The sequence below is a fragment of the Herbaspirillum chlorophenolicum genome, assembly GCF_001189955.1.
GTDB lineage: Bacteria > Pseudomonadota > Gammaproteobacteria > Burkholderiales > Burkholderiaceae_D > Herbaspirillum > Herbaspirillum chlorophenolicum.
This window is the reverse complement of record NZ_LFLT01000014.1, coordinates 56,896-80,921: the sequence shown is the minus strand read 5'-3', so window position 1 is coordinate 80,921 and position 24,026 is coordinate 56,896. Positions and strand designations below refer to the sequence as shown.

Genomic DNA, 24,026 nt, shown 5'->3' with positions numbered 1-24,026 from the left:
AATCCATCGATTCTGAAACTTGGTTACAGTTCTTACGAGTCACGTCCCAAATGTGACTTTCTGCAACCGGATACGCACCAAGGCAGGCATTGTCAGGCTGTACGGCCGCCCAGCAGGTTGGCCAGCGCCACGAACTGCTCCACCGGCACCGCTTCCGGGCGGGCCTGCGGATCGACGTCGGCCTGGCGCAATTCGTCTTCGGTGAACAAACCCGCCACGCAGTTCCGGATCACTTTACGGCGCTGGGAAAAGGCCTTGGTAACCACTTGCGCCAGCAAATTCTCATCGCAGGGCATGGGCTGCGCCAGCGGGATCATGCGGACAATGGCTGAATCCACCTTCGGCGGCGGATCGAACGCGGTGGGCGGCACCACGAACAGCAATTCCATGTGGTAGCGCCATTGCAGCATTACCGAGAGGCGTCCGTAAGCCTTGCCGCCCGGCTCGGCCACCATGCGCTCCACCACTTCCTTTTGCAGCATGAAATGCTGGTCGCGCACCTGCGGCGCGATGGTCGCCAGATGAAACAGCAAGGGGCTGGAAATGTTATACGGCAGGTTGCCGACCACCCGCAGCTTCTGTCCGTCAGGCACCGAGATACTGCCGAAATCGAACTTCAATGCGTCGGCCGAATGCACCGTCAGGCGCGCCGGGTCGAAGCGTTTCTGCAGGCGTTCAACCAGGTCGCGGTCTAGCTCGACCACGTGCAGATGCTTGAGGGAATCCAGCAGCAGGGAAGTCATCGCCGCCAGGCCGGGGCCGATCTCGACCATGGCGTCGTCCGGCTGGGGATCGATGGAACGAATGATGTCGTACAGGACGGTGTCGTCGGTCAGGAAGTTCTGGCCGAAACGTTTGCGGGGAATATGTTTCATCTCTTGCCTTGGTTGCGCGCCATCTCGGCGGCGGCGCGGATCGCCACCACCATGCTGCCGTGGTCGGCATGGCCCAGCCCGCGCGCGGCCAGGTCCAGTGCGGTGCCGTGGTCGACCGAAGTGCGGATCAGCGGCAGGCCCAGCGTGATATTGATGCCGTGGCCGAAGCTGGCGAACTTGAGCACCGGCAGGCCCTGGTCGTGGTACATCGCCAGCACGCAGTCGGCGTCTTCCAGGTACTTGGGCTGGAACAGCGTATCGGCCGGATACGGCCCGCGCGCATCGATGCCGCGCTGCTGCGCCGCCTGCAGCGCCGGTGCGATGACGTCGATTTCTTCGCGGCCGAGATAGCCGTTCTCGCCAGCATGCGGGTTCAGGCCGGTCACCAGGATGCGCGGCGCCGCGATGCCGAATTTAGCGCGCAGATCGGCCTGGATGATGTCCAGCGTGCGCGCCAGGCTGTCGCCGGTGATGGCCGCCGGCACATCCTTCAAGGCCAGGTGGGTGGTCGCCAGCGCGACGCGCAGATGCGGCGCATCACCGCCGGCCAGCATCATCACCACTTGCGGCGTGTGCGTGGCTTCCGCCAGGTATTCGGTATGGCCGGTAAACGCCACGCCGGCGTCGTTGATGGTGCTCTTTTGCAGCGGTGCGGTGACGATCGCGGCAAAGCTGCCGTTCATTGCCCCTTCGACCGCCAAATCCAGCGCCTGCAGTACGGCGCGGCCATTGCGCGCATCAAGCTGGCCGGGACGCACCGGCTCTGCCGCCGGGCAGTCGATGACGGTCAGACAATCGGCCGGGAAGTTCGGCAAACCGCCGTTACGCCAGGCCTGTATCGACAATGCGGCGACCCGCATCTGCGGGCCGATGTCCTGCGCGGTTTGCGCCAGCAAAGCGGCATCGCCCAACAGCACGCAACGCGCTTCGGCGCGCAGCTCCCAGGCCGCGCGCAGCGAAATTTCGGGGCCGATGCCTGCCGGTTCGCCGCAGGTGAGCGCGATGATGGGTCGATTCATGGCGTTGGAAATCTCTCGTCAAAAAAGCAAGAGCCGGCGCCAGGGCCGGCTTCTTGCTAGTGTCGCATACTGGTGGCGCCAGACGGCGCCGTCTGCAACGGGCGCCGCGTGCCGGTGGCATCAGTCGTCGTTACGGTACTCGACATAGGCGCGGTCACGGATCTGGCGCATCCAGTCTTCGGTAGCCTCTTCGATCTTGCGCTCACGGATGGCCTGGCGGGCCGCCTGGCGGGCACGTTCCTTGGAGGCGTCGTCGGTCTTGCGCTCAACCACCTGGATCAGGTGGAAGCCGAACGGCGATTCGATCGGCTGGCTGACCTCGCCCGGTTTCAACTGGTCCATCGCACGCTCGAACTCAGGTACGGTGTCGCCCGGATAGACCCATCCCAGGTCGCCACCCTTGGCCGCCGACAAGTCGTTCGAATACAGCTTGGCCAGTTCTTCGAAGGTGGCCGAACCGTGATCCAGGCGTTCCTTCAGTTCGGTCAGCTTGCGCTTGGCGTCGGCAGCGGTGACCACTTGGTTGACCTTGATCAGGATGTGGCGCACATGGGTCTGCTGGACTGCCGGCACTGCTGCTTGCTGGTTGTCGGCGGTACGGCGGCCAACCAGCTTCAGGATATGGAAGCCATTGCCGCTCTTGAGGATCGCGCTGACCTGCCCGTCTTGCAGCTTGGACACGCCATCCAGGAACAGCTGCGGCAACCGCTCGGCCGGACGCCAGCCGAGATCGCCGCCGGTCAAGGCATCCGCTGCGTCGGAATAAGTCGCGGCCGTCTTGGCGAAGTCGGCGCCGGTCTTCAACTGGCGCAGTACGTCTTCAGCCCGCTCGCGGCGCGAAGCCAGTTGTTCCGGTGTGGCATTCTCGGGTACGCGGACCAGGATCTGGGCAATGTCCAGTTCTTGGTGCCCGCCACCAGCGGCATTGGCTTCGGCGGCCATGTAATTGTCGATTTCGGATTCGGTCACGATGACCTTATTGTCGACTTCACGCTCGCGCAGGCGCTGGCCCAGGATTTCACGCCGGATCTCTTCGCGGAAGGACGCATAGACGAGGCCTTCCTTTTCCAGACGGGCGCGGAACTCAGGCATCGACATCTTGTTCTGCTCGGCGATGCGCTGCATGGCGCGGTCCAGCATGGTGTCATCGACCACGATGCCGTTTTCCTTGGCCATTTGCGCCTGGGCGCGCTCGATAATCATGCGCTCGACCAACTGGCGCACCAATTGATTGCGCGGAGGCACTTGCGCGTTCTGCGCAGCCATACGCTGTTCGACGCTGGCCAGGCGCTCAGCCACCTCCTGGCGCGTGATGACCTCGTTGTTGACCACCACCATGATGGAGTCGACCGGCTTGGGCTCCTGGGATGCGCGGGCCGCTGGGGCCTGCAGCGGCGCCACGGCCGGCGGTGTCGCCACCGGTGCAGGTGCTGCAGCAGGCTTCGCGGCCGGCTTGGCCGGCGTCTGCGGCGCCATTTCCGATGGTGCGACCGGGACGATGGTCGTTGCAAACTGTGCATGCGCATTGCTGATCACGCCAAGCATGCACAGCAGCGCGGTCACTGTTTTGGTTTTTGCGAGGAGTGGAGTACGCATATTACGCATGGATAAGAACTTGGGTCAGGAAAGGGTTAAAAGTTGTCGTTCGACGTTTTATCCGGCAAATTCACATTCTGATAGCCGGGAACGCTGCTCTTGATCGCATCCAACGGATTGGAGCCAATCTTGGAGAAGCCGTTGAGTTCCAACTGGAAAAAGAAACCGGTCGATGCTTTGGTGGACGAAGTGGGGATACGCTGCGCTACCACACGGAACACCCAGCAATCCGCCTTGTACTCCATCCCCAGCAGGCCTTCGGCTACAGTCTTATCTGGGATCGAGTAGTTGACGCGCCCCACAGCATACCAGCGTTGCGACACTGGCCATTGACCGGAAACGTCGATCTGCTTGAGCGAATCCTGCAAGCCTGCATAAGAATTCACATATGTACGATCCAACCGATATTGCAGGTTCAGCACGCGCTTGGGAGCCGGCTGCCAACGCACGCCAAAGGTGGAACGCACCATCTGCCGCAAAGTCTCGCTGTACTGCACCGCATTATCGGTCGAGAAGTGCTGGGAAAGTTGACCGCCCAGCGCCAGCAGCAAGTCGGATTTGCTGCCCGGCGTAGTAGCTCCGGTACCGCTGATACTAACCTTGGGATCAGAGAAATAATAACGCTGCCCCACCGCCATGCGGAGGCGCTCCAGACCATTTTCCTCGATCAGGCGCGAAGTCACGGCTGCGGTCAGTTGGTTGGCATCGCTAATGAGGTCATGCCCGACGAAGCGGTTTTCGCTGAAGATTTGCGCAAAATTGAAGTCGGCCAGCCCAGAGTCAAAATTGGGAAATTGTGACTGGTCGCGATACGGAGTACGCACATAGAACAAACGCGGTTCCAGAGTCTGGGTCATGGAGCGGCCTAGCAGCGTGGATTCGCGCTCGAAAATCATGCCGGAATCCAGCGACACCGTTGGCACCGTGCGACTGAAATCGGCAGGCTGCCCCGGCGAGACATTGTTCAGGCGATAACTGGTGGCATCCAGAATGACCTTGGGCGTGATGAAGTAGCCCGGGCGCACGAACGGATACGAAACAGTCTGGGTAATGAAGGCACGGTCGCCACCGACCAAGTCGCCGCTGGAAAAGCGGGTGAAATCTGCCGTCGTCGCAAAATCAAAGCCACCGACGTCATAACGGTTGCCGTCGAAAACGATCTGCGGCACACGGTCGTAAGGCTTAGTGATGGGGTTATTAACATCCTGCAACAACTGGTACTTGGAGACATGACCATACAGACTCCAGTAAGTGCTGCTGTAGGTCAGGCTCACATCGCGCGTCAGCAGACGTTGGGTACTGGCCGTAATTGTATGGGCAAAGTCCGATGGATAGTCGTTGTCGGACGCCTTGTTCACGTTCCAGGCGAGCCTCAGGCCCGGCGCCAACGTCTGGCTGTGAACCGAAGACAGGGAATAGCGGCCAGTGCCAGTCACACGGTCTTGGATGCCTTCCACATAGGTGGTACCGGAATAGGTATCGCCCAGATAACGCGTTTCCGCCCCTAGTTGCAGACCTCGGCGGACGATGTATTTCGGGACCAGGGTCAGGTCATAGTTGGGTGCCAGATTGAAATAATAAGGTACCGCGATTTCCGCACCGCCGGTACTGGTCATGCCGATGGTCGGCGGCAGCACGCCGGATTTGCGTTCGTCTGATAATGGGAAAGACATCCAAGGCGAACCAAGGATGGGCACGTCCTTGAAGTACAGCAAGCCACCATGCGCGGTGCCAATATCGCGCCCGCTGTCTAGGTCCATGGTATTTACGCGCAGGTACCAGTCGGGATCGGTCGCCTCGCAGGTGCTGTAGGTACCCTGCGTCACCTGCGCCTGGTCGCTGGACAGAAAATCGATGCGCTCAGCCTTGCCGCGCCCGCCATTCTTGCCGAACAGGTAAGTCGGGTTGGTCACGAAACCGGCGCCGGATTCCATATTCATCTGCGCATGGTCGCCAGTGTATTGGTCTTGCAGCCGCTGCATCCACACGTGGCCGGTCGCCTCGACCTCATCCTGGATGATGCGGTATTCCGCCTTGTCGGCCTTGATGGTGGTACTGCCCTTGACCACTTCGACGTCCCGGTCCAGGTTCACCTGGCGGTCGGGGCGGCCGGTCATCTGCTCGGCGCTCACATTGACGGGAGCGTCCTTGTCATCGACCGGTGCCGCAGCCGGCTTGGGAGCCGTCATCTGCGCATGCACCGCGAGTGGCAGCAAGCCAGAGGCAGATGCCATCACCGCCGACGAAAGCAGGCGCGCCAACCGCCAATTGACAGTGCGTTCAGAGAGAGACTTGGAAAACCGGATCATGAAAAGAGTGGCAAGACACCGTGCAGGCGGATTTTTTGAAGTTAATCCCTTATTATATGGGAACTCACCCACATCAAACGAATTCCTCAGATAGTTCATGTCTTCCCCAAGCTCTTCCCCCGATCGCCGTTTATCCGATTTACAAACCTGGCTCGATACCCTTGCCGCAACTCCGGTGGTGTCTTCCACCTTGCGCCCGGCATCGGCCGATGCCAGCTTCCGCAGCTATTTCCGGGTGGATACACCGGACGGCGGTACGGCCATCGTGATGGATGCACCGCCGCCGCAGGAAGACGTACGCCCCTTCATCCATGTCGCCGGTCTGTTCGGCGCCACCGGTGTCACGGTGCCGAAGATCCTGGCGCAGGACATTGAGCGCGGCTTCCTGCTGCTCACCGACCTGGGCTCGACTACCTATCTGCACCAGCTCACCGCAGGCAGCGCGCCCAAACTATACATGGATGCGATCGATGCCTTGGTACTTTTACAAGCGCAAAGCCGGCCCGACACCCTGCCCGAGTATGACCGGGCGCTGCTACTGCGTGAACTGGAACTGTTCCGCGAGTGGTATATCGGCAAGCACCTGGGCGTGACGCTGACCGATGAACAGAACGCGGTGCTGACCAAGACCTTCGACGCCATCCTGGCCAACAACCTGGCGCAGCCGCAGGTCTACGTGCACCGCGACTACCATTCGCGCAACCTGATGGTGCTCCCCACGGGCAATCCCGGCATCCTGGATTTCCAGGATGCGGTCTACGGCCCCATTACCTACGACCTGGTCTCGCTGCTGCGCGACGCCTACATCCAGTGGGACGAGGAGCTGGTGCTGGACTGGGCCATCCGTTACTGGGAAAAAGCGCGCCGCGCCGGCCTGCCGGTGGCGCCGGACATCGACAGCTTCTACCGCGACTTCGAGTGGATGGGCCTGCAGCGCCACCTCAAGGTGCTGGGCATCTTCGCCCGCCTGTACCACCGCGACGGCAAGGACGCTTACCTCAAGGACATGCCGCTGGTGATGGACTACACGCTCAAGACCGCGCGCCGCTACGTGGCCTTCACGCCGCTGGTGCGCCTGATCGAAAAACTGGAGCAGGATCACGCGCCGAAGTTCGGCTATACATTCTGAAGGCGCGACGCACATGAAAGCCATGATCTTCGCAGCCGGCCGCGGCGAACGCATGCGCCCGCTGACCGACACCTGCCCCAAGCCGCTGCTGAAAGTACGCGGCCGCCCGCTGATCGTATGGCAGATCCTGTCTCTGGTGCGCGCCGGCATCACCGAGATCGTCATCAACCACGCCCATCTGGGCCAGCAGATCGAAGAGGCGCTGGGCGACGGCAGCAAATTCGGCGCACAATTGCATTACTCGCCCGAAGACACTGCACTGGAAACCGCCGGCGGCATTGCCAAGGCGCGCCATCTGCTGGGCGAAGCGCCCTTCGTGGCCGTCTCGGGCGACATCTGGTGTCCGCATTTCGACTACGAGCAGGTCAAGACAGTACTGGAAGATGAAGACCCATGGGGCAACCCGTTGCCGCTGGATAAACGCGACGTGGCCTGGATCTGGCTGGTCAAGAATCCGCCGTTTCATCCGGATGGCGACTTCGCACTCAGCAACTTTTCCATCGCCAATGAAGGCGAGAATAAACTGACCTTCGCCAACATCGGCGTCTATCGTCCGCAGATGTTCGATGCGATTGCACCCGGCGAACGCGCCAAGCTCGGCCCGCTGCTGCGCGAATATGCCGCGCGCGGCCAGGTCGGCGGCGACGTCTACCGCGGCGACTGGCACAACGTCGGCACCATCGATCAACTGGAAGCACTCAATCAGCCGCCAGGAGGCATACGTCCATGAGCTTCAACGCCACGCCCTTCGCCGAACGCCGCGCCCGCCTGATCGCCAGCATGCAGAAGGCCGGCGGCGGAGTCGCCATCATCCCGACCGCGCCGGAAGTCATGCGCAACCGCGATGCCGACTATCCCTACCGCCACGACAGCTATTTCTACTACCTGACCGGTTTCACCGAACCCGAGGCGGTGGTGGTGCTGGTGGCAGGCAAGGAGAACCGCAGCATCCTGTTCTGCCGCGACAAGAACCTCGAACGCGAAATCTGGGACGGCTACCGCTTCGGTCCGCAGGCGGCGCAGCAGGAATTCGCCTTCGACGCCGCCCATCCCATCGACGAACTCGACAAGAGCATGCCGGCGCTGCTGGCCGACGCTCCCGCCGTCTATTACGCGCTGGGCCATGACGACCGCCGCGATGCCCAGTTGCAGCGCTGGCTGCAAGGCGTGCGCGCCCTCTCGCGCAGCGGCGTGGCGGCACCCGGTTCGGTAGTCGACGTCAGCGTCCTGCTGGACGACATGCGCCTGTTTAAGGACGCCTTCGAAATCGACCTGATGAAGCGCGCCGGCGTGATCTCGGCCGAAGCCCATTGCCGCGCCATGCGCCTCTCCCGCCCCGGCCTGCGCGAATACCACCTGGAAGCAGAACTGCTGCACGAATTCCGCCGCAACGGCTCCCAATACCCGGCCTACGGCTCCATCGTCGCCACCGGCGCCAATTCCTGCGTGCTGCACTATCGCGCCGGCGATGCCGAACTGAAGGACGGCGACCTGGTGCTGATCGACGCCGGCTGCGAACTGGACAGCTACGCCTCCGACATCACCCGTACCTTCCCGGCCAACGGCAAATTCTCCGGCCCGCAAAAGGAACTGTACGAAATCGTGCTGGCCGCGCAAAACGCCGCCGTCGCCGAAACCGCGCCGGGCAAGCGCTTCATGGATGGCCACGACGCCGCCGTGCGCGTGCTGGCGCAAGGCATGCTCGACACCGGCCTGCTGGACAAGAACAAGCTCGGCTCGCTGGAAGACGTGATCGAGAAAGGCGACTACCGCCAGTTCTACATGCACCGCACCGGCCACTGGCTGGGCATGGATGTGCACGATGTCGGCGATTACCGCGACCCGCCGGCCGCCGACGGCAGCAAGCCCTGGCGCACGCTGCAGCCGGGCATGGTGCTGACCGTCGAGCCAGGCATCTACGTGCGCCCCGGCGAAGGCGTGCCGGAGCAGTACTGGAACATCGGCATCCGCATCGAGGACGATGCCCACGTCACGCCCACCGGCTGCGAACTGCTGACCACCGGCGTGCCGAGCAAGGTCGACGACATCGAAGCGCTGATGCGCCAGGGCTGATCCTGCGTCACGGCAAGCCATGCGCCGGATCAATCCCGGTGCATGGCGGTTCGTTACAATGGTGAACCGATATCCCATCGCACCACTCGACATCCCTTCCCACACCATGCACACCGTCGACTTCGACCTGATCATCTGCGGCGGCGGCCCGGTAGGCCTTTGCGCCGCCGGCCTGCTGGCACGCCGCGGGCTGGATGCCGCGCGCATCGCGCTGGTCGACCTGAAAACACCGGAGCAGGCCGCTGCCGACCCGCGCACCATTGCCCTCTCCTACGGCAGCCGCCAGATCATGGAAGAACTGGGCGGGTGGAATGGCGTGGAAAAAACAGCGACCGCCATCGAGCAGATCCACGTCTCGCGCCGCGGCCATTTCGGACGCACCCTGCTCGACTGCAAGGATTACGGTTTGCCCGCGCTGGGCTATGTCGCCCGCTACGGCAGCGTCAACCAGGCGCTGGCGGCGGCTACCGGTGGCTTGGGCCTGAACCTGTTCCGCCCGGCCGAAGTCGTCGCGCTGGCGGAGGAAGACGACCACGTCGCCGTCTCGCTGCAAGATGGCCGGGTGTTGCGCGCGACGCTGGCGATCCAGGCTGAAGGTGGCGTGTTCGGTGAACAAACGCAGAAAAGCGTGCAGCGCGATTATCAGCAATTGGCGCTGATCGCCCATGTGCATGCCGACCAGGCCATCGCACATCGCGCCTTCGAACGCTTTACCGATGAAGGCCCGCTGGCACTGCTGCCGCAAGACGATGGCTACGCGCTGGTCTGGTGCGTACGGCCCACCACTGGCGAACGCCTGCTGGCGCTGGACGACGGCGCCTTCCTGGCCGCCCTGCACCAGGCTTTCGGCGGCCGCGTCGGCCGTTTCACCCGCACCGGGCCGCGCCACTCCTATCCTTTGGGCCTGAACGCCAAACCCGGCCAGATGCGCCGCGTCGCGGCCATCGGCAATGCCGCCCAAACGCTGCACCCAGTTGCCGGCCAAGGCCTCAACCTTGGCTTGCGCGACGCCAAGGTACTGGCCGACATCCTGGCGCGCGGGCTGACGCCCGAGGCATTCCAGCAATTCGAGCGCAGCCGCGGCCTGGACCGCGACCTGACCATCCGCCTGACCGACCTCATGGCCCGCATCTTCGCCAGCGCGCCGCAAGGCACGCCGGCACAAGCGCTGCTCGGCCTGTCGCTGGGTGCGATCGACCTGCTGCCCGCGGCACGCGACCTGCTGGCCGGGCAGATGATGTTCGGCCGACGCTAGGCGCCTTCCGTCAAGACGGTGCGATTCCGCCCCGGGCCGCGGCATGAGACAATGCCGCCATCGCGGCCCGGAGCCGCATCAACACAGCCCAACTGCTTTCTGCCATGAAACAAGATCCGCGCTTCAAGAACCTGTTCATCCTCGACCACCCGCTGATCCAGCACAAGCTCACGCACATGCGCGACAAGCGCACGTCCACCCGCACCTTCCGCGACCTGCTGCGCGAAATCACGTTGCTGATGGGCTATGAAATCACGCGCGACCTGCCGCTGACCACCGAAACCATCGAGACTCCGCTGGTAACCTACGAAGCCCCCGTGATCGCCGGCCGCAAGCTGGCCATCGTGCCGGTGCTGCGCGCCGGCGTCGGCATGAGCGACGGCTTGCTGGAGCTGATCCCGTCGGCACGCGTAGGCCACATCGGTGTCTACCGCGACGAGAACCACCAGCCGGTCGAATACCTGGTCCGCCTGCCGGACCTGCAGGACCGCACCATGATCCTGTGCGACCCGATGGTCGCCACCGGCAACTCTGCCGTCTACGCCGTAGATGCGCTCAAGAAGCGCGGCGTACCGGCCGCGCACATCATGTTCGTGGCGCTGGTGGCCGCGCCCGAAGGCGTCAAGGTGTTCACCGATGCGCATCCGGACGTGAAACTGTATGTGGCTTCGCTGGACTCGCACCTGGACAGCCATGCCTACATCGTCCCCGGCTTGGGCGATGCAGGCGATCGCATTTTCGGCACCAAATAAACGCGCAGTCACCTCCTGCGCAAGCAGAGGCGACAGATAGCCAGGACACAAAAAAACGCCGCCGCGAATTGCTTCGCGGCGGCGTTTTTCATGGCGGAACAAAAACTCAGTCCACTGCCTTGACCATATCCTCGATGACCTTCTTGGCATCACCGAAGACCATCATGGTCTTGTCCATGTAGAACAGTTCGTTGTCCAGGCCTGCGTAACCGGCCGCCATCGAACGCTTGTTCACGATCACCGTCTTGGCCTTGTAGGCCTCCAGGATCGGCATGCCGGCGATCGACGACTTCGGGTCCTTGGCTGCAGGGTTCACCACGTCGTTGGCGCCCAGCACCAGCACCACGTCGGCCTGTGCGAACTCGCTGTTGATGTCTTCCATCTCGAACACCTGGTCGTATGGCACTTCGGCCTCGGCCAGCAGCACGTTCATGTGGCCCGGCATGCGGCCCGCGACCGGGTGGATCGCATACTTCACGATCACGCCCTTGTGGGTCAGCTTCTCGGTCAGCTCCTTCAGCGCATGCTGCGCGCGCGCCACCGCCAGGCCGTAGCCGGGGACGATGATCACGGTCTCTGCATTGCCCATCAGGAAGGCTGCGTCGTCAGCCGAACCGGACTTCACCGGACGCTGCTGCTGCTCGCCGCCACCTGCCGCAGCAGCCTCGCCGCCGAAGCCGCCCAGGATCACGTTGAAGAACGAACGGTTCATTGCCTTGCACATGATGTAAGACAGGATCGCACCAGAGGAACCCACCAGCGAACCGGAGATGATCAGCATCGGGTTGTTCAGCGAGAAGCCGATACCTGCCGCCGCCCAGCCCGAGTAGCTGTTCAGCATCGACACCACCACCGGCATATCGGCGCCGCCGATGGGGATGATGATCAGGACGCCCAGCACGAAAGCGATGACGGCCATGATGATGAAGGGCAGCCAGTCTTGCGTGAGCACGAAGATCACGCCGAAGCCGATCATGGCCAGCGCCAGCAGCAGGTTCAGGAAATGCTGGCCGGAGAAGTTCACCGGCGCGCCCTGGAACAGGCGGAACTTGTACTTGCCCGAGAGCTTGCCGAAAGCGATCACCGAACCGGAGAAGGTGATGGCGCCCACGAACGTGCCGATGAACAGTTCGACGCGGTTGCCCACCGGGATCAGTGCGCCATGCGCCGAGATGCCCAGCGCCCACGGTTCGGCCACGGCAGCGACCGCAATACATACCGCAGCCAGGCCGATCAGCGAGTGCATCGCCGCGACCAGTTCAGGCATCTTGGTCATTTCGACGCTGCGCGCCAGGTAGGCGCCGATACCGCCACCGACGATCACGCCGGCCGCCACCAGCACATAGCCGATGTCGCCCGAGGAGTTGATACCTTCGCCCTTGAGCTTGACGATCAGGGCCAGCGTGGTCAGCACGGCGATGGTCATGCCGGCCATGCCGAAGGTGTTGCCGCGGCGCGCGGTGGCCGGGTGCGACAAGCCTTTCAGGGCCTGGATAAAGCAGATCGAGGCGATCAGGTACAGCAGGGTAACGAGGTTCATGCTCATGCTTATGCTCCCGCCTTGTCTGCCGCGGCCTTGGCCTTGGGCTCTTTCTTCTTGAACATTTCCAGCATGCGCTGGGTCACCATGAAACCGCCGAAGACGTTGACCGCAGCCAGGGCCACGGCCAGCGTGCCGGCGATGCGGCCCACCGGGCCTTCGGTCAGGCCGGCAGCCAGCATGGCGCCGATGATGATGATCGCCGAGATGGCGTTGGTGACCGCCATCAGCGGCGTGTGCAGCGCCGGGGTGACGGTCCAGACCACGTGGTAGCCGACGTAGATCGCCAGCACGAAGATGATCAGGTTGATGATGGTATGGCTGACTTCCATTTCTTGTTCCTCTCGTTATTGCGCGATGTTGGCATCGCGGGTCAGATCGCTGGGGTCAGATCGCCTTCAGGCTGGTGATGCGGTTCTTGTCGTCGACGAAGACGACCTTGGGCTTGTACTGCGCGACCTGATCATCGGTCATGGGTGCATAAGTGCAGATGATCAGCAGATCGCCCAGGTGGGCGAGGCGGGCTGCCGCGCCGTTCAGGGAGATCTCGCCGCTGCCACGCTTGCCGCGGATAGCGTAGGTGGAGAAGCGTTCGCCGTTGTTGACGTTGTACAGCTCGATTTTTTCGAACTCGCGGATATCGGCGGCCTCCAGCAGGTCCTCGTCGATGCCGCAGGAGCCTTCATAGTTGAGGTCACATTGGGTGACTGTTGCGCGATGGATCTTGGCGCGCAGCATGATGCGTTGCATGTACTTCTTCCCTTGTAATGCGTGCGCCGGCCGTGCCGGCGCGTAATCGGAATGGAAACCGCCATACGCGTTGCGGCCATGGTTGCCGCAACGCGCACGCAGGCTGTCTTATTTGCGCAGGACTTCGCCGCCGCTGCACAGCAGCGTGGCGGCGACGATGTCGTCTTCGCGGTTGATCACCAGCTTGCCTTCGCCGTCGATGATCAGCTTCAGGAAATCCAGCACGTTGCGCGCATACAAGGCCGAAGCATCGGCTGCCACCAGGGCCGCCAGGTTGCCTTCGCCGATGATGTGCACGCCATGCTTGATGACCGTCTTGCCCGGTTCCGACAGCGGGCAGTTGCCGCCCTGGTCGACCGCCATGTCCAGGATCACCGAGCCCGGCTTCATCGCCTTCACCGTTTCCTCGCTGATCAGCACCGGCGCCTTGCGGCCCGGGATCAGTGCGGTGGTGATGATGATGTCGGCCTGCTTGGCGCGCTCGTGGACCAGTTCGGCCTGGCGCTTCATCCAGTCGGGCGGCATCGGGCGCGCATAGCCACCCACGCCCTTGGCGATTTCCTTTTCCTCGTCGGTCAGGAACGGCACGTCGAGGAACTTGGCGCCCAGCGACTCGATCTGCTCCTTGACCGCCGGACGCACGTCGGATGCCTCGATCACCGCACCCAGCCGCTTGGCAGTAGCGATCGCCTGCAGGCCGGCCACACCGGCTCCCATGATCAGCATGCGCGCTGCCTTGACGGTGCCTGCGGCCGTCATCAGCATGGGCATGAAACGCTGGTACGTGTTGGCTGCCATGATCACCGCTTTGTAACCGGCGATATTGGCTTGCGAGGACAGAACGTCCATCGATTGCGCACGGGTGGTGCGCGGTGCGGCTTCCAGAGCGAAGGCGGTCAGCCCAGCGCCGGCCATGGCCGCGATGTTATCGGCATCGAAGGGATTCAACATGCCGACGACAACAGTTCCAGCTTTGATCTGCGCACGCTCCTGTTGACTCGGGGCGCGCACTTTGAGAATGACTTCTGCGGTATAGACGGCGTCGGCACTACCGATACTGGCGCCGACAGCGACGTAGGCATCATCGGGAATGCTGGACTTGACGCCCGCGCCCGACTCGACCATGACTTCGTGTTTGGCGGCCACCAGTTTCTTGACGGTTTCGGGGGTCGCCGCGACACGCGTTTCTCCATCCCGACTTTCGGCGGGAATACCTATCCTCATTCAAAGCTCCTGTTTTGTTGATTCTTACCCGAATCTTACACGACAAAATTTGAAACCCAATAACTTTACTAGGGCATTACGGTAAGCAGGGAATCCGCCTGTGGCGGGGCTTTGCGCTGAAGAGTCTGGCGCGACGCGGTAAAATGGCGAATTCACGAGGTAATCAATGTCTGAAGTCTGGAAACCTTCGGTCACCGTCGCCGCCATCATCGAGCAACAGGGCCGCTTCCTGATGGTCGAGGAGCAAAGCGGCGGCGCCATTCGCATCAACCAGCCGGCCGGGCACCTGGAGCCGGGAGAATCGTTGCTGGACGCGGTCGTGCGCGAGGCGCTGGAAGAGTCTGCGCGGGTGTTTGCGCCGACGGCGCTGGTAGGCACCTATCTGTCGCGCAATGTAGTGTCGTCGCGCGGCGGCATGAGCGTGACCTACCTGCGCTTCGCCTTCGCCGGCAGCGTGGGCGAGCCACTGGATCGCGTGCTCGATGAAGGCATCCTGCGCACCGTCTGGATGACGCGCGACGAACTGGCAACCTGCACCGAACGCCATCGCAGCCCACTGGTGCTGCGCTGCGTGGACGACTATCTGCGCGGCCAGCGGGCGCCGCTGGAACTGGTGCACGCCGATCCGAGCGCGATCGGCAGCCTGGCAGACCATTGACATTGATTCCCGCCATTTGCGAGCAACATCATCATGAGTAAGAAAAAAGTAGTCATCGGCATGTCGGGCGGCGTGGATTCGTCGGTTTCGGCATGGCTGCTGAAGCAGCAAGGTTATGAAGTCATCGGCCTGTTCATGAAGAACTGGGAAGATGACGACGATTCGGAATACTGCTCGACGCGCGAAGACTGGATCGATGCCGTCAGCGTAGCCGACGTGGTCGGCGTGGACATCGAAGCGGTCAACTTCGCCTCCGAATACAAGGATCGCGTATTCGCCGAATTCCTGCGCGAATATCAGGCCGGCCGCACGCCCAACCCGGACGTACTGTGCAATGCGGAAATCAAGTTCAAGGCCTTTCTGGACCACGCCATGAAGCTGGGCGCCGACCTGATCGCCACCGGCCACTACGCGCGCGTGCGCCAGAATGACGCCGGCAGCTTCGAACTGCTCAAGGCCATCGACGCCAGCAAGGACCAGAGCTACTTCCTGCATCGCCTGAACCAGGAGCAGCTCTCGCGCACCGTGTTTCCATTGGGCGAAATCCACAAGACCGAGGTGCGCAAGATCGCCGAGCAATTGCAACTGCCCAACGCCAAGAAGAAGGACTCGACCGGCATCTGCTTCATCGGCGAGCGCCCTTTCCGCGAGTTCCTGAACCGCTACCTGTCGTACAAGCCCGGCCCGATCAAGACCGCCGACGGCGATACCGTGGGCGAGCACGTCGGCCTCTCCTTCTACACGCTGGGCCAGCGCAAGGGCATCGGCATCGGCGGCCTGAAGGCGCACCAAAATGCCGACGGCCACGGCGACGCCTGGTACGTGGCACGCAAGGATGTGGAAAACAACACCTTGTATATCGTGCAAGGCCACAACCATCCCTGGCTGCTGTCGCCTACGCTGTCGGCCGGCCAGATCAGTTGGGTAGCCGGCGGCGCACCGGAAAAGGAGGCATTGTCGGCCAAGACGCGCTACCGCCAGGCTGACGTGCCCTGCGGCTTCGCTGCCGGCGAAGGGCAATTCTCGCTCAGCTTCGATACGCCGCAATGGGCGGTCACCCCTGGCCAATCCGCGGTGCTGTACGACGGCGACATCTGCCTGGGTGGCGGCATCATCGAGAGCGGCAGCGCCATCGCCAAATAAATTTCCAAAAAAGCAATAAAACACGCCCCGCCAGCGTTTCCGCTGCGGGGCGTTTTCTTTTCGGCAAGAAAATCTGTCAATGCTGTCGCGAGGAAATCTCTAATCGATAAAAATAATCAATCTCATTGATAAAAGGACTTGCATTCTGGCTGCAAATGGCAAATAATCTAAATAAGAATTGTTCGCATTTAATAGGAGGTGTTATGAGCCAACTGCACGAACAGAGCATGGACCGTCGCAACAAGCCCGGCACGACTGCCAACGGTACTCCGATCACCCGCATCAAGAGTACGGATTTGTTCCGTCAGATGCGCGAACTGGAAATCGACCATGGCGGCCGAATTTACAAATTGCGCCTGACGCAATTGAACAAACTGATTCTGACGGCGTAATGCCGTTGCAATTGAAGCGCAAGGTGGACAAACAAGCCAGCCAACGTTGAGGCCATTCTGACGTTCAGCCAGCAAAGCTAGCCAAGTGAGGAGAGTTTGATGGTTACCGACAAAATGAATTCTGCTTTCGTGGAACCCAACGGCGCGCCGGCCCAGCCTGAACTTCTGGTTTCAGCCGTCTTGCATCTGATGTCTCACTATACCGCCAACAACAATCAGGAAACCCAAAGCTGCGTCAAACTGGCGTCAGTCATTGAGCGTCACCTGAAAGCCCTGGCGGAATTGCCCAACCTGGCGCCGGTACTGCGGGCGACTTGCCAGCAGCTTTCGGAACAATGGGGCAATGTAGTGGAACGTACGATGCCTCAGCCGGAAAAATTCAAATTCTTCACGCGTATCGTCGCAGGAGCGCGATCCGCATAAAGCCTGATACAGCAGGCGGCAAGGCGTACAATGATCGTATGTGTTTGTAACAATGTCTCAGAAGGCAAGATTCACCAGGCAGTCGATGCAGGGTTGACGTCCATGGCCGAGTTGCGCACGCAACTCGGCGTTGGCACTTGCTGCGGCAAATGTCACTCTTGCGCCAAGCACGTCCTGCGCGAATGTCTCAACAACGCCTCCCAAACACATCAACATGCGCGCCCCATCATGTTCCATGCATCGATGGCGGCTGCGTAAGTCAAATTCATGAACGCAATTTCGCCTCCTGTTATGAGTAGCAGTTCCCCCAGCGCGTTGGTGCGCCAGGCACGAAAAATCGGCCCTCTCGGGCTGATCATCCTTTTGCACATCGCCTTTTTCTGGGCCCTGCAAAGCGGCCTGGTTCATCAAGTTGCCAGCTCGATTCCCAAAGAAGTGATCGCCACCTTCATCGTTCCGGAAAAAGCGCCGGAGCCGGCACCGCCCAAGGCTGAACCGACGCCTCCCAAGATCTCGTCAAGACCGTCAAGAAAAACATCACACCGCCACCGCCGATCCCGGTGACACAAGCACCGGCGCCAACTGCAATCACTGCGCCCCCGCAACCGCCGCAGCCGGCAGAACCTTCACCGCCGGTAGCAGCCGCGCCCGCCCCGGCGCCGGCTGCGCCGCCTGGCCCGGTCTTGCCCAAGCAAATCACTTCCGGCATCGAATACATTGAACCGCCACGAGTGAACTACCCCGCCGTCTCCAAACGCATGGGCGAAGAAGGCGTAGTCCAGTTCAAGGTGACCGTCAATACCGGCGGCCGCGCCGAAAAGGTTGAAATCATCAAGTCTTCCGGCTATCCACGGCTGGACGAAGAAGCACGCCGCGCTGTCATGCGCGCTGTGTACAAGCCGTATATCGAGGATGGCAAAGCCATCGTCGTTGCCACCACAGGCAGCATTGCTTTCAAATTAAATTCATAAACATTCATAAACAGTAGCAAAGGAAGTCATCATGGAAGTTAGTCCGTACGGATTGGAAAGCCTTTGGGCTCAGGGGGATTTCGTTACCAAGGGCGTCGCCGTCCTGTTGCTGGCCATGTCGATTGCATCCTGGTATGTGATCGTTACCAAGGCGATCCAACTGCTGCGCCTGAACAAGGCATCGGACGCCGCCGGCCATCAGTTCTGGGATACCACCAGCCTGCCGGAAGGCGTGGCCACGCTGGGCGACGACAATCCGTTCGCCGATGTCGCCAAGGCTGGCGTCACTGCAATGAGCCACCACACTGCCCACAAGGGCCACTTGCACGACCAATTGTCGGTCAGCGACTGGGTCACCCTGTCGCTGCGCCAGGCCATCGATGAAGCTTCCGGCAAGCTGCAGGCCGGCATGGCCGTGCTGGCGTCAGTCGGTTCGACTGCGCCGTTCGTCGGCCTGTTCGGCACCGTCTGGGGCATCTACCACGCGCTGGTGTCGATCGGTACCACCGGCCAGGCCAGCATCGACAAGGTCGCCGGCCCCGTCGGCGAAGCGCTGATCATGACCGCGCTGGGCCTGGCCGTGGCGATTCCCGCCACCTTCGGCTACAACGCACTGGTGCGCGGCAACAAGACCATCATCGCCAAGCTGAACAAGTTCGGCTTCGACCTGCACGCCTTGTTCGTGACCGGTTCGCGCACGGCTTCGGAAGAATCGGAAAAAAACAGCGCTAAGGCCAAACTGTCCGCTGTCGGGAGAGCGTAATGGCCATGGGTTCACTGTCCGATTCGGACGACGATTTCAATCCGGAGATCAACACCACGCCGCTGGTCGACGTGATGCTGGTGCTGCTGATCATCTTCATCATCACCATCCCGGTGATGAACCATGCGGTGAAGATCGACCTGCCCAAGGCCAGCAGCCAGCCGGATGAAGTCAAACCGGAAAGCATCAACCTCTCCATCGATGCGACCGGCGAGGTGTTCTGGAACGAAGAAAAGATCGACAGCAATCAGCTGAGCATGCGTATCGCCACTGCTGCGCAAAAGCAACCGCAACCTGAGCTGCACTTGCGCGCCGAACGCACCACGCAATATGAAAAGGTGGCCCAGGTCATGTCCGCTGCGCAATCCGGCGGCCTGACCAAGATCGGTTTCGTGACAGAGCCGGAAAAGAAGTAAGCCGCACGGTTCAGGATGGCCCACAGCTTGGCCATCCCCGATGCAAACAAAGCCTCCCTCGCTATGCGACGGAGGCTTTGCTTTTTCTGCTCCGGGCAAATTGCGCCAAACGGCCGAGCAGGCTCGCGGGGAAACGGCATCTGCATTCACAATGGATGTCCCTTCAACTGCCTCCTGGCGCAAAGCAACGAAGAATTATGACAAGAATGATTCGCGCTAATTAATGATGAAGAAACAAAAGGCCTGCGCTATGATGCGTCCGTTCTTGCCGCCGCACATCCGCTGTGCATTTGCTCAGATTCTGTACGCGGCTTCTTCATCTACTAACGAATTCAGAGGTTCCCATGAAAGGCGATCCAGCTGTCATCAAGTTGCTCAATGCGCAACTGACAAACGAGCTCACCGCGATCAACCAATATTTCCTGCATGCCCGCATGTACAAGCACTGGGGCCTGGATAAGATCGGCGCGAAGGAATACGCCGAATCGATCGGCGAAATGAAGCATGCGGACAAGCTGATCGACCGCATCCTGATGCTGGACGGCCTGCCCAACCTGCAGGCGCTGCACAAGCTGATGATCGGTGAAAACACCAAGGAAATGATCGAGTGCGACCTGAAGCTGGAAAAGGCTGCGCACAAGACCGTCAAGGAAGGCATCGCCACCTGTGAACAGCACGGCGACTATGTCTCCCGCGAACTGTTCCAGATGATTCTGGACGATACCGAAGAGCACATCGACTGGCTGGAAACCCAGCTGGACCTGATCGAGAAAGTCGGCATCCAGAACTACCTGCAAAGCCAGATGTCCCCGGCCAGCGAGTAAGCCTTACGGATGGTCCGGCTGCAAAAAAACGCGCTTCAGAGAAGCGCGTTTTTTACATCCATCGGCACCCATGCACCGACCCAAACTCAGGCCTGTGGCACCGTATCCCTGAATGACTGCCGTTCCGACACCTTGTCGAACAGGCGAACCAGCTCCGGGTACTCTTCGCGCCATCCCAGATCGGGGAAACGGAAAGCCAGCCACCCCAGAGCGCAACCGACAGCGACGTCCGCCAGGCTATAGTGGTTGCCGACGCAAAACGGCTTTTCCCCCAGGCCATCGGCCATCGCTTTCAGGGATGCCTCCACCTTGCTCCACTGGCGCTTGATCCATTCCGGGCTCTGCTGCTTGGTAGGGCGCTGGGTCTTTTCCAGGCGCACCAGCACTGCGGCATCCAGCAGGCCATCGGCCAGCGCTTCCCAGCACTTAATCTCGGCGCGCTCGCGGCCGTTGGGCGGCAACAGCTTGCCGACCGGGGTCAGGGTATCGAGGTATTCGACGATCACGCGCGAATCGAACATGGCGCCGCCGTCATCCATCAGCAGGCAAGGCACCTTGCCCAGCGGGTTGCTTTGCTGGATGGTGGTCGATGCACTCCAGACATCTTCCAAAATGAATTCGTAGTCGACTTTTTTCTCAGCCATCACGACGCGCACCTTGCGCACGAACGGACTGCCGTAAGAGCCAATGAGTTTCAGCATAGTCTTTAGAGTAATTATCCGCAGCGATTATAGCATTCGGCCTTCGGCACAAATTCAGGGACCAGGCCCCGCCTGCCGGAAAGCAACAGACCGGCAAAACTGGGGCTGGATAGCCGGCAAATGGTAAAATCCCGCCTTCAGGCGATTCCGGGGTTGATGTCAATTAACGTCAAATCTCCGCCAATCTTCAGTCAACGCACCTCACCCGCTTTCCATCATGTCTCTCTCCGCTCTCTCGGCCCTGTCCCCATTGGACGGCCGCTATGCTTCCAAAACCGACAAACTGCGTCCCATCCTGTCCGAGGCTGGCTTCATGCACCATCGCGTGAAGGTCGAGATTGCCTGGCTGCAAGCCTTGTCGGAAGCCGGCTTTGCCGAAATCAAGCCGTTCCCGGCCGCGGCCAGCAGCTTGCTGGACAAGCTGGCAGCCGACTTCACCGAAGCCGATGCGGCCCGCATCAAGGAAATCGAAGCCGTCACCAACCACGACGTCAAGGCCGTGGAATACTGGCTCAAGGAAAAAGTGAAGGACGTGCCGGAGCTGGTTGCGGCGTCGGAATTCATCCATTTCGCCTGCACCTCGGAAGACATCAACAACACCTCGCACGGCATGATGCTCAAGGCTGCGCGCGACGGCGTGATGCTGCCGGTCCTGCACAATGTGATCGCCAAACTGACCGAGCTGGCGCATGAACATGCCGCCGTGCCGATGCTCTCGCGCACCCACGGCCAGCCGGCCAGCCCGACCACCCTGGGCAAGGAAATCGCCAACGTGGTGGCGCGCCTGCAACGCGCCGTCAAGCGCATCGCCGCCGTCGACATCCTGGGCAAGATGAATGGCGCCGTGGGCAACTACAACGCCCACCTGTCCGCCTATCCGGAAACCGACTGGGCCGCATTCTCGAAGAGCGTGATCGAGCAGCGCCTGGGCCTGACCTTCAACCCGTACACCATCCAGATCGAACCGCACGACTATATGGCCGAGCTGTTCGATGCCTTTGCGCGCACTAACACCATCCTGCTGGACCTGAACCGCGACATCTGGGGCTACATCTCCCTGGGCTACTTCAAGCAGCGCACCAAGGCCGGCGAAATCGGCTCTTCGACCATGCCGCACAAGGTCAACCCGATCGATTTCGAGAACTCCGAAGGCAACCTGGGCATGGCCAATGCCGTGCTGAAGCACCTGTCCGAAAAACTGCCGGTCTCCCGCTGGCAACGCGACCTGACCGACTCCACCGTGCTGCGCAATATTGGCGTCGGCTTCGGTTACTCACTCCTGGCCTATGACAGCTGCCTGCGCGGCCTGAACAAGCTGGAAATCAACCCGACGCGCCTGGCCGAAGACCTGGACGCCACCTGGGAAGTGCTGGCCGAGCCGGTGCAGACCGTCATGCGCCGCTACGGCATCGAGAATCCGTACGAACAGCTCAAGGAGCTGACCCGCGGCAAGGGTATTTCCAAGGAAGCGCTGCGCGACTTCATCAATGGCCTGGCGATCCCGCAGGAAGCACGCGACCACTTGCTGGCCATGACCCCGGCCAACTACATCGGCACCGCCGTGGCATTGGCCAAGCAGATCTGAGCCTCACCCGGATTGCCTGCCGCCAGGCAGGCAATCCACCTCTCCTGATGGCGTGCGTCCTGCATGCCATTTTTGTTTCCCTCACCTTCTTTCCGGCGCTCTCACCAAAGAATTACTCGCAAAATCGGACGGGTGAAATTCCATTTCTGCCAGTAATGTGAAGTCGCGAACCTCTTTATACTCACGATCGGCAAAAGAGTGGCATGATGCAATGCACCCAGGAGTTTGCCGCGTCGCCTCCATCGCGCAATTCCCAGCCTGGATCCCTGCTGTGACGAAACCATTTCAGGCCACACCGTTCCAACTGCAACAACAAAATTCACACGCTATGGACCGCTACACCAAACCCGCCGTGCTGCTGCACTGGCTGATCGCCCTGTTGATCGTTTCCGCCTTTGGCCTGGGATTGACCATGGTCAATATCCCTGGGCTGACCCCGACCAAGCTCAAGTACTTTTCCTGGCACAAATGGATAGGCGTGACCGTGCTGGCCCTGGCCTGCCTGCGGTTGCTGTGGCGCCTCACCAATAAGGCGCCTGCTTACCCTGCACATATGTCGCAATGGCAGCAGACCTTGGCGCATTGGATGCATGCGAGCCTGTACGTACTCATGTTTGCCGTCCCGCTCTCCGGTTATTTCTACAGCCTGTCGGCCGGCGTGCCGGTAGTCTATCTGGGCATCGTGCCGTTGCCGGTGCTGATGGCGCCCAGCCCGGAACTCAAGCCGCTGCTCAAGGATGTCCACTATGTGCTGAACATGGCCATGCTGGCTGCCTTCTGCCTGCATGTGCTGGCAGCGCTGAAGCACCAGTTCATCGACCGCGACAATCTCTTCAGGCGCATGCTGCCGTAAGCGACTCGCAAGTATTGGAATCCGCCGCACGCCAGCCGCCGCGGCACATGTTCATCCGCCGGCTTATCCCCGGCTTATTATTTATTTTTACCGGAACCTCATATGACACTGCGAAGCTTCCTCCCCACCACCCTGATCGCTATCGGAGCGATTGCACTGGCCACTTCCGCCCAGGCCGCACCGCTCAAGATCGATACCGCCAAAAGCACGGTCGGCGCCACCTTCAAGCAGCTGAATGTGCCGGTGGACGCCAAGTTCAAGAAATTCACCGCCGCCATCGATTTCGACCCAGCCAAGCCTGCCAATGGCAAAGCCAGCGTCGACATCGACGTCGCCAGCTTCGATCTGGGTGAAGCCGAATACAACCAGGAAGTGCAGAAGAAGGAATGGTTCAATGCAGCCCAATTCCCCAAGGCCACCTTCGTCGCAAGCTCGATCAAGCCCAGCGCCGGCGCACCGGCCGGCACCAAATTCGATGTCGCCGGCAAGCTGACCATCAAGGGCAAAAGCACCGATGTCAGCTTCCCGCTGGCGGTAAAGAAGGAAGGCAACACCCAAGTCTTCGACGGCACGCTGCCGATCAAACGCCTGACCTACAACATCGGCGAAGGCGAATGGAAAGACACCGGCATGGTGGCCGACGAAGTGAGCATCAAGTTCCATATCGTCACCACGCCATAAACCACCTCGCTGGCGGCACACTACCGTACGCCGCCAACGGGACACATCAGCAAAACCGCGCCACCCACGCAACAGCCCGAGCACTGCGTTTGAA

General features: G+C 61.1%; 25 protein-coding genes and 1 pseudogene. 17 read left to right on the top strand and 9 right to left on the bottom strand.

Annotated features, from left to right (window positions below):
* Nucleotides 1-92: 92 nt before the first annotated feature.
* The 4 genes from rsmA to AKL28_RS11120 form a co-directional block, all read right to left on the bottom strand.
* The gene (rsmA, locus tag AKL28_RS11135) at nt 93-875 is read right to left on the bottom strand and encodes a 16S rRNA (adenine(1518)-N(6)/adenine(1519)-N(6))-dimethyltransferase RsmA (protein ID WP_050468209.1); all 783 of its coding nucleotides are present in this window, start codon (nt 873-875) and stop codon (nt 93-95) included.
* The gene (gene pdxA / locus AKL28_RS11130; protein ID WP_050468208.1) at nt 872-1,894 is read right to left on the bottom strand and encodes a 4-hydroxythreonine-4-phosphate dehydrogenase PdxA; all 1,023 of its coding nucleotides are present in this window, start codon (nt 1,892-1,894) and stop codon (nt 872-874) included. Before pdxA ends, rsmA begins: the two co-directional genes overlap by 4 nt.
* A gap of 120 nt (nt 1,895-2,014) precedes the next feature.
* On the bottom strand, nt 2,015-3,499 hold the full coding sequence (locus AKL28_RS11125; RefSeq protein WP_050468207.1) for a peptidylprolyl isomerase: 1,485 nt from the start codon (nt 3,497-3,499) through the stop codon (nt 2,015-2,017).
* Between the two features lie 26 nt (nt 3,500-3,525).
* A complete protein-coding gene (locus AKL28_RS11120) occupies nt 3,526-5,799 on the bottom strand; it encodes an LPS-assembly protein LptD (RefSeq protein ID WP_050468206.1) in 2,274 nt (757 codons plus the stop codon).
* A gap of 97 nt (nt 5,800-5,896) precedes the next feature.
* On the opposite strand from AKL28_RS11120, the gene AKL28_RS11115 reads away from it, so the two are divergent.
* The 5 genes from AKL28_RS11115 to upp all read left to right on the top strand — a co-directional run bounded on the left by AKL28_RS11115 (nt 5,897) and on the right by upp (nt 11,008).
* A complete protein-coding gene (locus AKL28_RS11115) occupies nt 5,897-6,928 on the top strand; it encodes an aminoglycoside phosphotransferase family protein (RefSeq protein WP_050468205.1) in 1,032 nt (343 codons plus the stop codon).
* A 13-nt stretch (nt 6,929-6,941) separates the two neighbouring features.
* Nucleotides 6,942-7,658, top strand: a complete 717-nt coding sequence (gene murU / locus AKL28_RS11110; protein WP_050468204.1) for an N-acetylmuramate alpha-1-phosphate uridylyltransferase MurU — start codon at nt 6,942-6,944, stop codon at nt 7,656-7,658.
* Nucleotides 7,655-9,001 carry a Xaa-Pro aminopeptidase gene (pepP, locus tag AKL28_RS11105; protein WP_050468203.1) on the top strand — a complete coding sequence of 449 codons (1,347 nt, stop codon included), beginning with the start codon at nt 7,655-7,657 and terminating at the stop codon, nt 8,999-9,001. The genes murU and pepP overlap by 4 nt, the downstream gene beginning before the upstream one ends.
* Nucleotides 9,002-9,107: 106 nt before the next feature.
* On the top strand, nt 9,108-10,256 hold the full coding sequence (locus tag AKL28_RS11100) for an FAD-dependent monooxygenase (RefSeq protein ID WP_050468236.1): 1,149 nt from the start codon (nt 9,108-9,110) through the stop codon (nt 10,254-10,256).
* Nucleotides 10,257-10,360: 104 nt separating this feature from the next.
* Nucleotides 10,361-11,008 (top strand): uracil phosphoribosyltransferase, encoded by a 648-nt coding sequence (gene upp, locus AKL28_RS11095; RefSeq protein ID WP_050468202.1) that lies wholly within the window; start codon nt 10,361-10,363, stop codon nt 11,006-11,008.
* A gap of 106 nt (nt 11,009-11,114) precedes the next feature.
* On the opposite strand, the gene AKL28_RS11090 is transcribed toward upp, so the two are convergent.
* The 4 genes from AKL28_RS11090 to AKL28_RS11075 form a co-directional block, all read right to left on the bottom strand.
* A complete protein-coding gene (locus AKL28_RS11090) occupies nt 11,115-12,554 on the bottom strand; it encodes an NAD(P)(+) transhydrogenase (Re/Si-specific) subunit beta (protein WP_050468201.1) in 1,440 nt (479 codons plus the stop codon).
* Between the two features lie 2 nt (nt 12,555-12,556).
* A complete protein-coding gene (locus AKL28_RS11085; RefSeq protein WP_050468200.1) occupies nt 12,557-12,880 on the bottom strand; it encodes an NAD(P) transhydrogenase subunit alpha part 2 in 324 nt (107 codons plus the stop codon).
* 55 nt (nt 12,881-12,935) lie between these two features.
* Entirely contained in the window at nt 12,936-13,298 is a 363-nt protein-coding gene (gene panD, locus AKL28_RS11080; RefSeq protein WP_050468199.1) for an aspartate 1-decarboxylase, read from the bottom strand.
* A 108-nt stretch (nt 13,299-13,406) separates the two neighbouring features.
* Entirely contained in the window at nt 13,407-14,522 is a 1,116-nt protein-coding gene (locus tag AKL28_RS11075; protein WP_050468198.1) for a Re/Si-specific NAD(P)(+) transhydrogenase subunit alpha, read from the bottom strand.
* 166 nt (nt 14,523-14,688) lie between these two features.
* Here AKL28_RS11075 and AKL28_RS11070 point away from each other — a divergent pair, with 166 nt between their 5' ends.
* The 9 genes and pseudogenes from AKL28_RS11070 (at nt 14,689) to bfr (ending at nt 20,112) form a co-directional block, all read left to right on the top strand.
* Nucleotides 14,689-15,180, top strand: a complete 492-nt coding sequence (locus AKL28_RS11070) for an NUDIX hydrolase (protein ID WP_050468197.1) — start codon at nt 14,689-14,691, stop codon at nt 15,178-15,180.
* A gap of 33 nt (nt 15,181-15,213) precedes the next feature.
* A complete protein-coding gene (mnmA, locus tag AKL28_RS11065) occupies nt 15,214-16,323 on the top strand; it encodes a tRNA 2-thiouridine(34) synthase MnmA (protein ID WP_050468196.1) in 1,110 nt (369 codons plus the stop codon).
* 203 nt (nt 16,324-16,526) lie between these two features.
* Nucleotides 16,527-16,715, top strand: coding sequence for a hemin uptake protein HemP (gene hemP / locus AKL28_RS11060; protein ID WP_050468195.1), 189 nt, complete (start codon nt 16,527-16,529; stop codon nt 16,713-16,715).
* A gap of 99 nt (nt 16,716-16,814) precedes the next feature.
* Nucleotides 16,815-17,138 (top strand): hypothetical protein, encoded by a 324-nt coding sequence (locus tag AKL28_RS11055; protein ID WP_050468194.1) that lies wholly within the window; start codon nt 16,815-16,817, stop codon nt 17,136-17,138.
* 30 nt (nt 17,139-17,168) lie between these two features.
* A complete protein-coding gene (locus AKL28_RS23885; protein ID WP_082221446.1) occupies nt 17,169-17,396 on the top strand; it encodes a (2Fe-2S)-binding protein in 228 nt (75 codons plus the stop codon).
* Between the two features lie 9 nt (nt 17,397-17,405).
* Nucleotides 17,406-18,109: pseudogene (locus AKL28_RS11050) on the top strand (energy transducer TonB).
* A gap of 31 nt (nt 18,110-18,140) precedes the next feature.
* Entirely contained in the window at nt 18,141-18,872 is a 732-nt protein-coding gene (locus AKL28_RS11045) for a MotA/TolQ/ExbB proton channel family protein (protein WP_050468193.1), read from the top strand.
* Complete coding sequence (locus tag AKL28_RS11040; RefSeq protein WP_050468192.1) at nt 18,872-19,288, top strand: ExbD/TolR family protein; 417 nt, start codon at nt 18,872-18,874, stop codon at nt 19,286-19,288. The genes AKL28_RS11045 and AKL28_RS11040 overlap by 1 nt, the downstream gene beginning before the upstream one ends.
* A 344-nt stretch (nt 19,289-19,632) precedes the next feature.
* Nucleotides 19,633-20,112, top strand: coding sequence for a bacterioferritin (gene bfr / locus AKL28_RS11035; protein ID WP_050468191.1), 480 nt, complete (start codon nt 19,633-19,635; stop codon nt 20,110-20,112).
* A gap of 86 nt (nt 20,113-20,198) precedes the next feature.
* Here the strand turns inward: bfr and AKL28_RS11030 are convergent, their stop codons facing one another.
* Nucleotides 20,199-20,813, bottom strand: coding sequence for a glutathione S-transferase family protein (locus AKL28_RS11030; RefSeq protein WP_050468190.1), 615 nt, complete (start codon nt 20,811-20,813; stop codon nt 20,199-20,201).
* Between the two features lie 217 nt (nt 20,814-21,030).
* On the opposite strand from AKL28_RS11030, the gene purB reads away from it, so the two are divergent.
* From purB to AKL28_RS11015, 3 genes are all read left to right on the top strand, one after another.
* Complete coding sequence (gene purB, locus AKL28_RS11025) at nt 21,031-22,398, top strand: adenylosuccinate lyase (protein WP_050468189.1); 1,368 nt, start codon at nt 21,031-21,033, stop codon at nt 22,396-22,398.
* Nucleotides 22,399-22,726: 328 nt separating this feature from the next.
* A complete protein-coding gene (locus AKL28_RS11020) occupies nt 22,727-23,251 on the top strand; it encodes a cytochrome b (RefSeq protein ID WP_050468188.1) in 525 nt (174 codons plus the stop codon).
* A gap of 102 nt (nt 23,252-23,353) precedes the next feature.
* Entirely contained in the window at nt 23,354-23,932 is a 579-nt protein-coding gene (locus tag AKL28_RS11015) for a YceI family protein (RefSeq protein WP_050468187.1), read from the top strand.
* Nucleotides 23,933-24,026: the final 94 nt, after the last annotated feature.

Bases quoted from the DNA above. Each gene is read 5' to 3' on its own strand.
- rsmA (WP_050468209.1), bottom strand. From the start codon at position 875: ATGAAACATATTCCCCGCAAACGTTTCGGCCAGAACTTCCTGACCGAC.
- pdxA (WP_050468208.1), bottom strand. From the start codon at position 1,894: ATGAATCGACCCATCATCGCGCTCACCTGCGGCGAACCGGCAGGCATC.
- AKL28_RS11125 (WP_050468207.1), bottom strand. From the start codon at position 3,499: ATGCGTAATATGCGTACTCCACTCCTCGCAAAAACCAAAACAGTGACC.
- AKL28_RS11120 (WP_050468206.1), bottom strand. From the start codon at position 5,799: ATGATCCGGTTTTCCAAGTCTCTCTCTGAACGCACTGTCAATTGGCGG.
- AKL28_RS11115 (WP_050468205.1), top strand. From the start codon at position 5,897: ATGTCTTCCCCAAGCTCTTCCCCCGATCGCCGTTTATCCGATTTACAA.
- murU (WP_050468204.1), top strand. From the start codon at position 6,942: ATGAAAGCCATGATCTTCGCAGCCGGCCGCGGCGAACGCATGCGCCCG.
- pepP (WP_050468203.1), top strand. From the start codon at position 7,655: ATGAGCTTCAACGCCACGCCCTTCGCCGAACGCCGCGCCCGCCTGATC.
- AKL28_RS11100 (WP_050468236.1), top strand. From the start codon at position 9,108: ATGCACACCGTCGACTTCGACCTGATCATCTGCGGCGGCGGCCCGGTA.
- upp (WP_050468202.1), top strand. From the start codon at position 10,361: ATGAAACAAGATCCGCGCTTCAAGAACCTGTTCATCCTCGACCACCCG.
- AKL28_RS11090 (WP_050468201.1), bottom strand. From the start codon at position 12,554: ATGAGCATGAACCTCGTTACCCTGCTGTACCTGATCGCCTCGATCTGC.
- AKL28_RS11085 (WP_050468200.1), bottom strand. From the start codon at position 12,880: ATGGAAGTCAGCCATACCATCATCAACCTGATCATCTTCGTGCTGGCG.
- panD (WP_050468199.1), bottom strand. From the start codon at position 13,298: ATGCAACGCATCATGCTGCGCGCCAAGATCCATCGCGCAACAGTCACC.
- AKL28_RS11075 (WP_050468198.1), bottom strand. From the start codon at position 14,522: ATGAGGATAGGTATTCCCGCCGAAAGTCGGGATGGAGAAACGCGTGTC.
- AKL28_RS11070 (WP_050468197.1), top strand. From the start codon at position 14,689: ATGTCTGAAGTCTGGAAACCTTCGGTCACCGTCGCCGCCATCATCGAG.
- mnmA (WP_050468196.1), top strand. From the start codon at position 15,214: ATGAGTAAGAAAAAAGTAGTCATCGGCATGTCGGGCGGCGTGGATTCG.
- hemP (WP_050468195.1), top strand. From the start codon at position 16,527: ATGAGCCAACTGCACGAACAGAGCATGGACCGTCGCAACAAGCCCGGC.
- AKL28_RS11055 (WP_050468194.1), top strand. From the start codon at position 16,815: ATGGTTACCGACAAAATGAATTCTGCTTTCGTGGAACCCAACGGCGCG.
- AKL28_RS23885 (WP_082221446.1), top strand. From the start codon at position 17,169: ATGATCGTATGTGTTTGTAACAATGTCTCAGAAGGCAAGATTCACCAG.
- AKL28_RS11045 (WP_050468193.1), top strand. From the start codon at position 18,141: ATGGAAGTTAGTCCGTACGGATTGGAAAGCCTTTGGGCTCAGGGGGAT.
- AKL28_RS11040 (WP_050468192.1), top strand. From the start codon at position 18,872: ATGGCCATGGGTTCACTGTCCGATTCGGACGACGATTTCAATCCGGAG.
- bfr (WP_050468191.1), top strand. From the start codon at position 19,633: ATGAAAGGCGATCCAGCTGTCATCAAGTTGCTCAATGCGCAACTGACA.
- AKL28_RS11030 (WP_050468190.1), bottom strand. From the start codon at position 20,813: ATGCTGAAACTCATTGGCTCTTACGGCAGTCCGTTCGTGCGCAAGGTG.
- purB (WP_050468189.1), top strand. From the start codon at position 21,031: ATGTCTCTCTCCGCTCTCTCGGCCCTGTCCCCATTGGACGGCCGCTAT.
- AKL28_RS11020 (WP_050468188.1), top strand. From the start codon at position 22,727: ATGGACCGCTACACCAAACCCGCCGTGCTGCTGCACTGGCTGATCGCC.
- AKL28_RS11015 (WP_050468187.1), top strand. From the start codon at position 23,354: ATGACACTGCGAAGCTTCCTCCCCACCACCCTGATCGCTATCGGAGCG.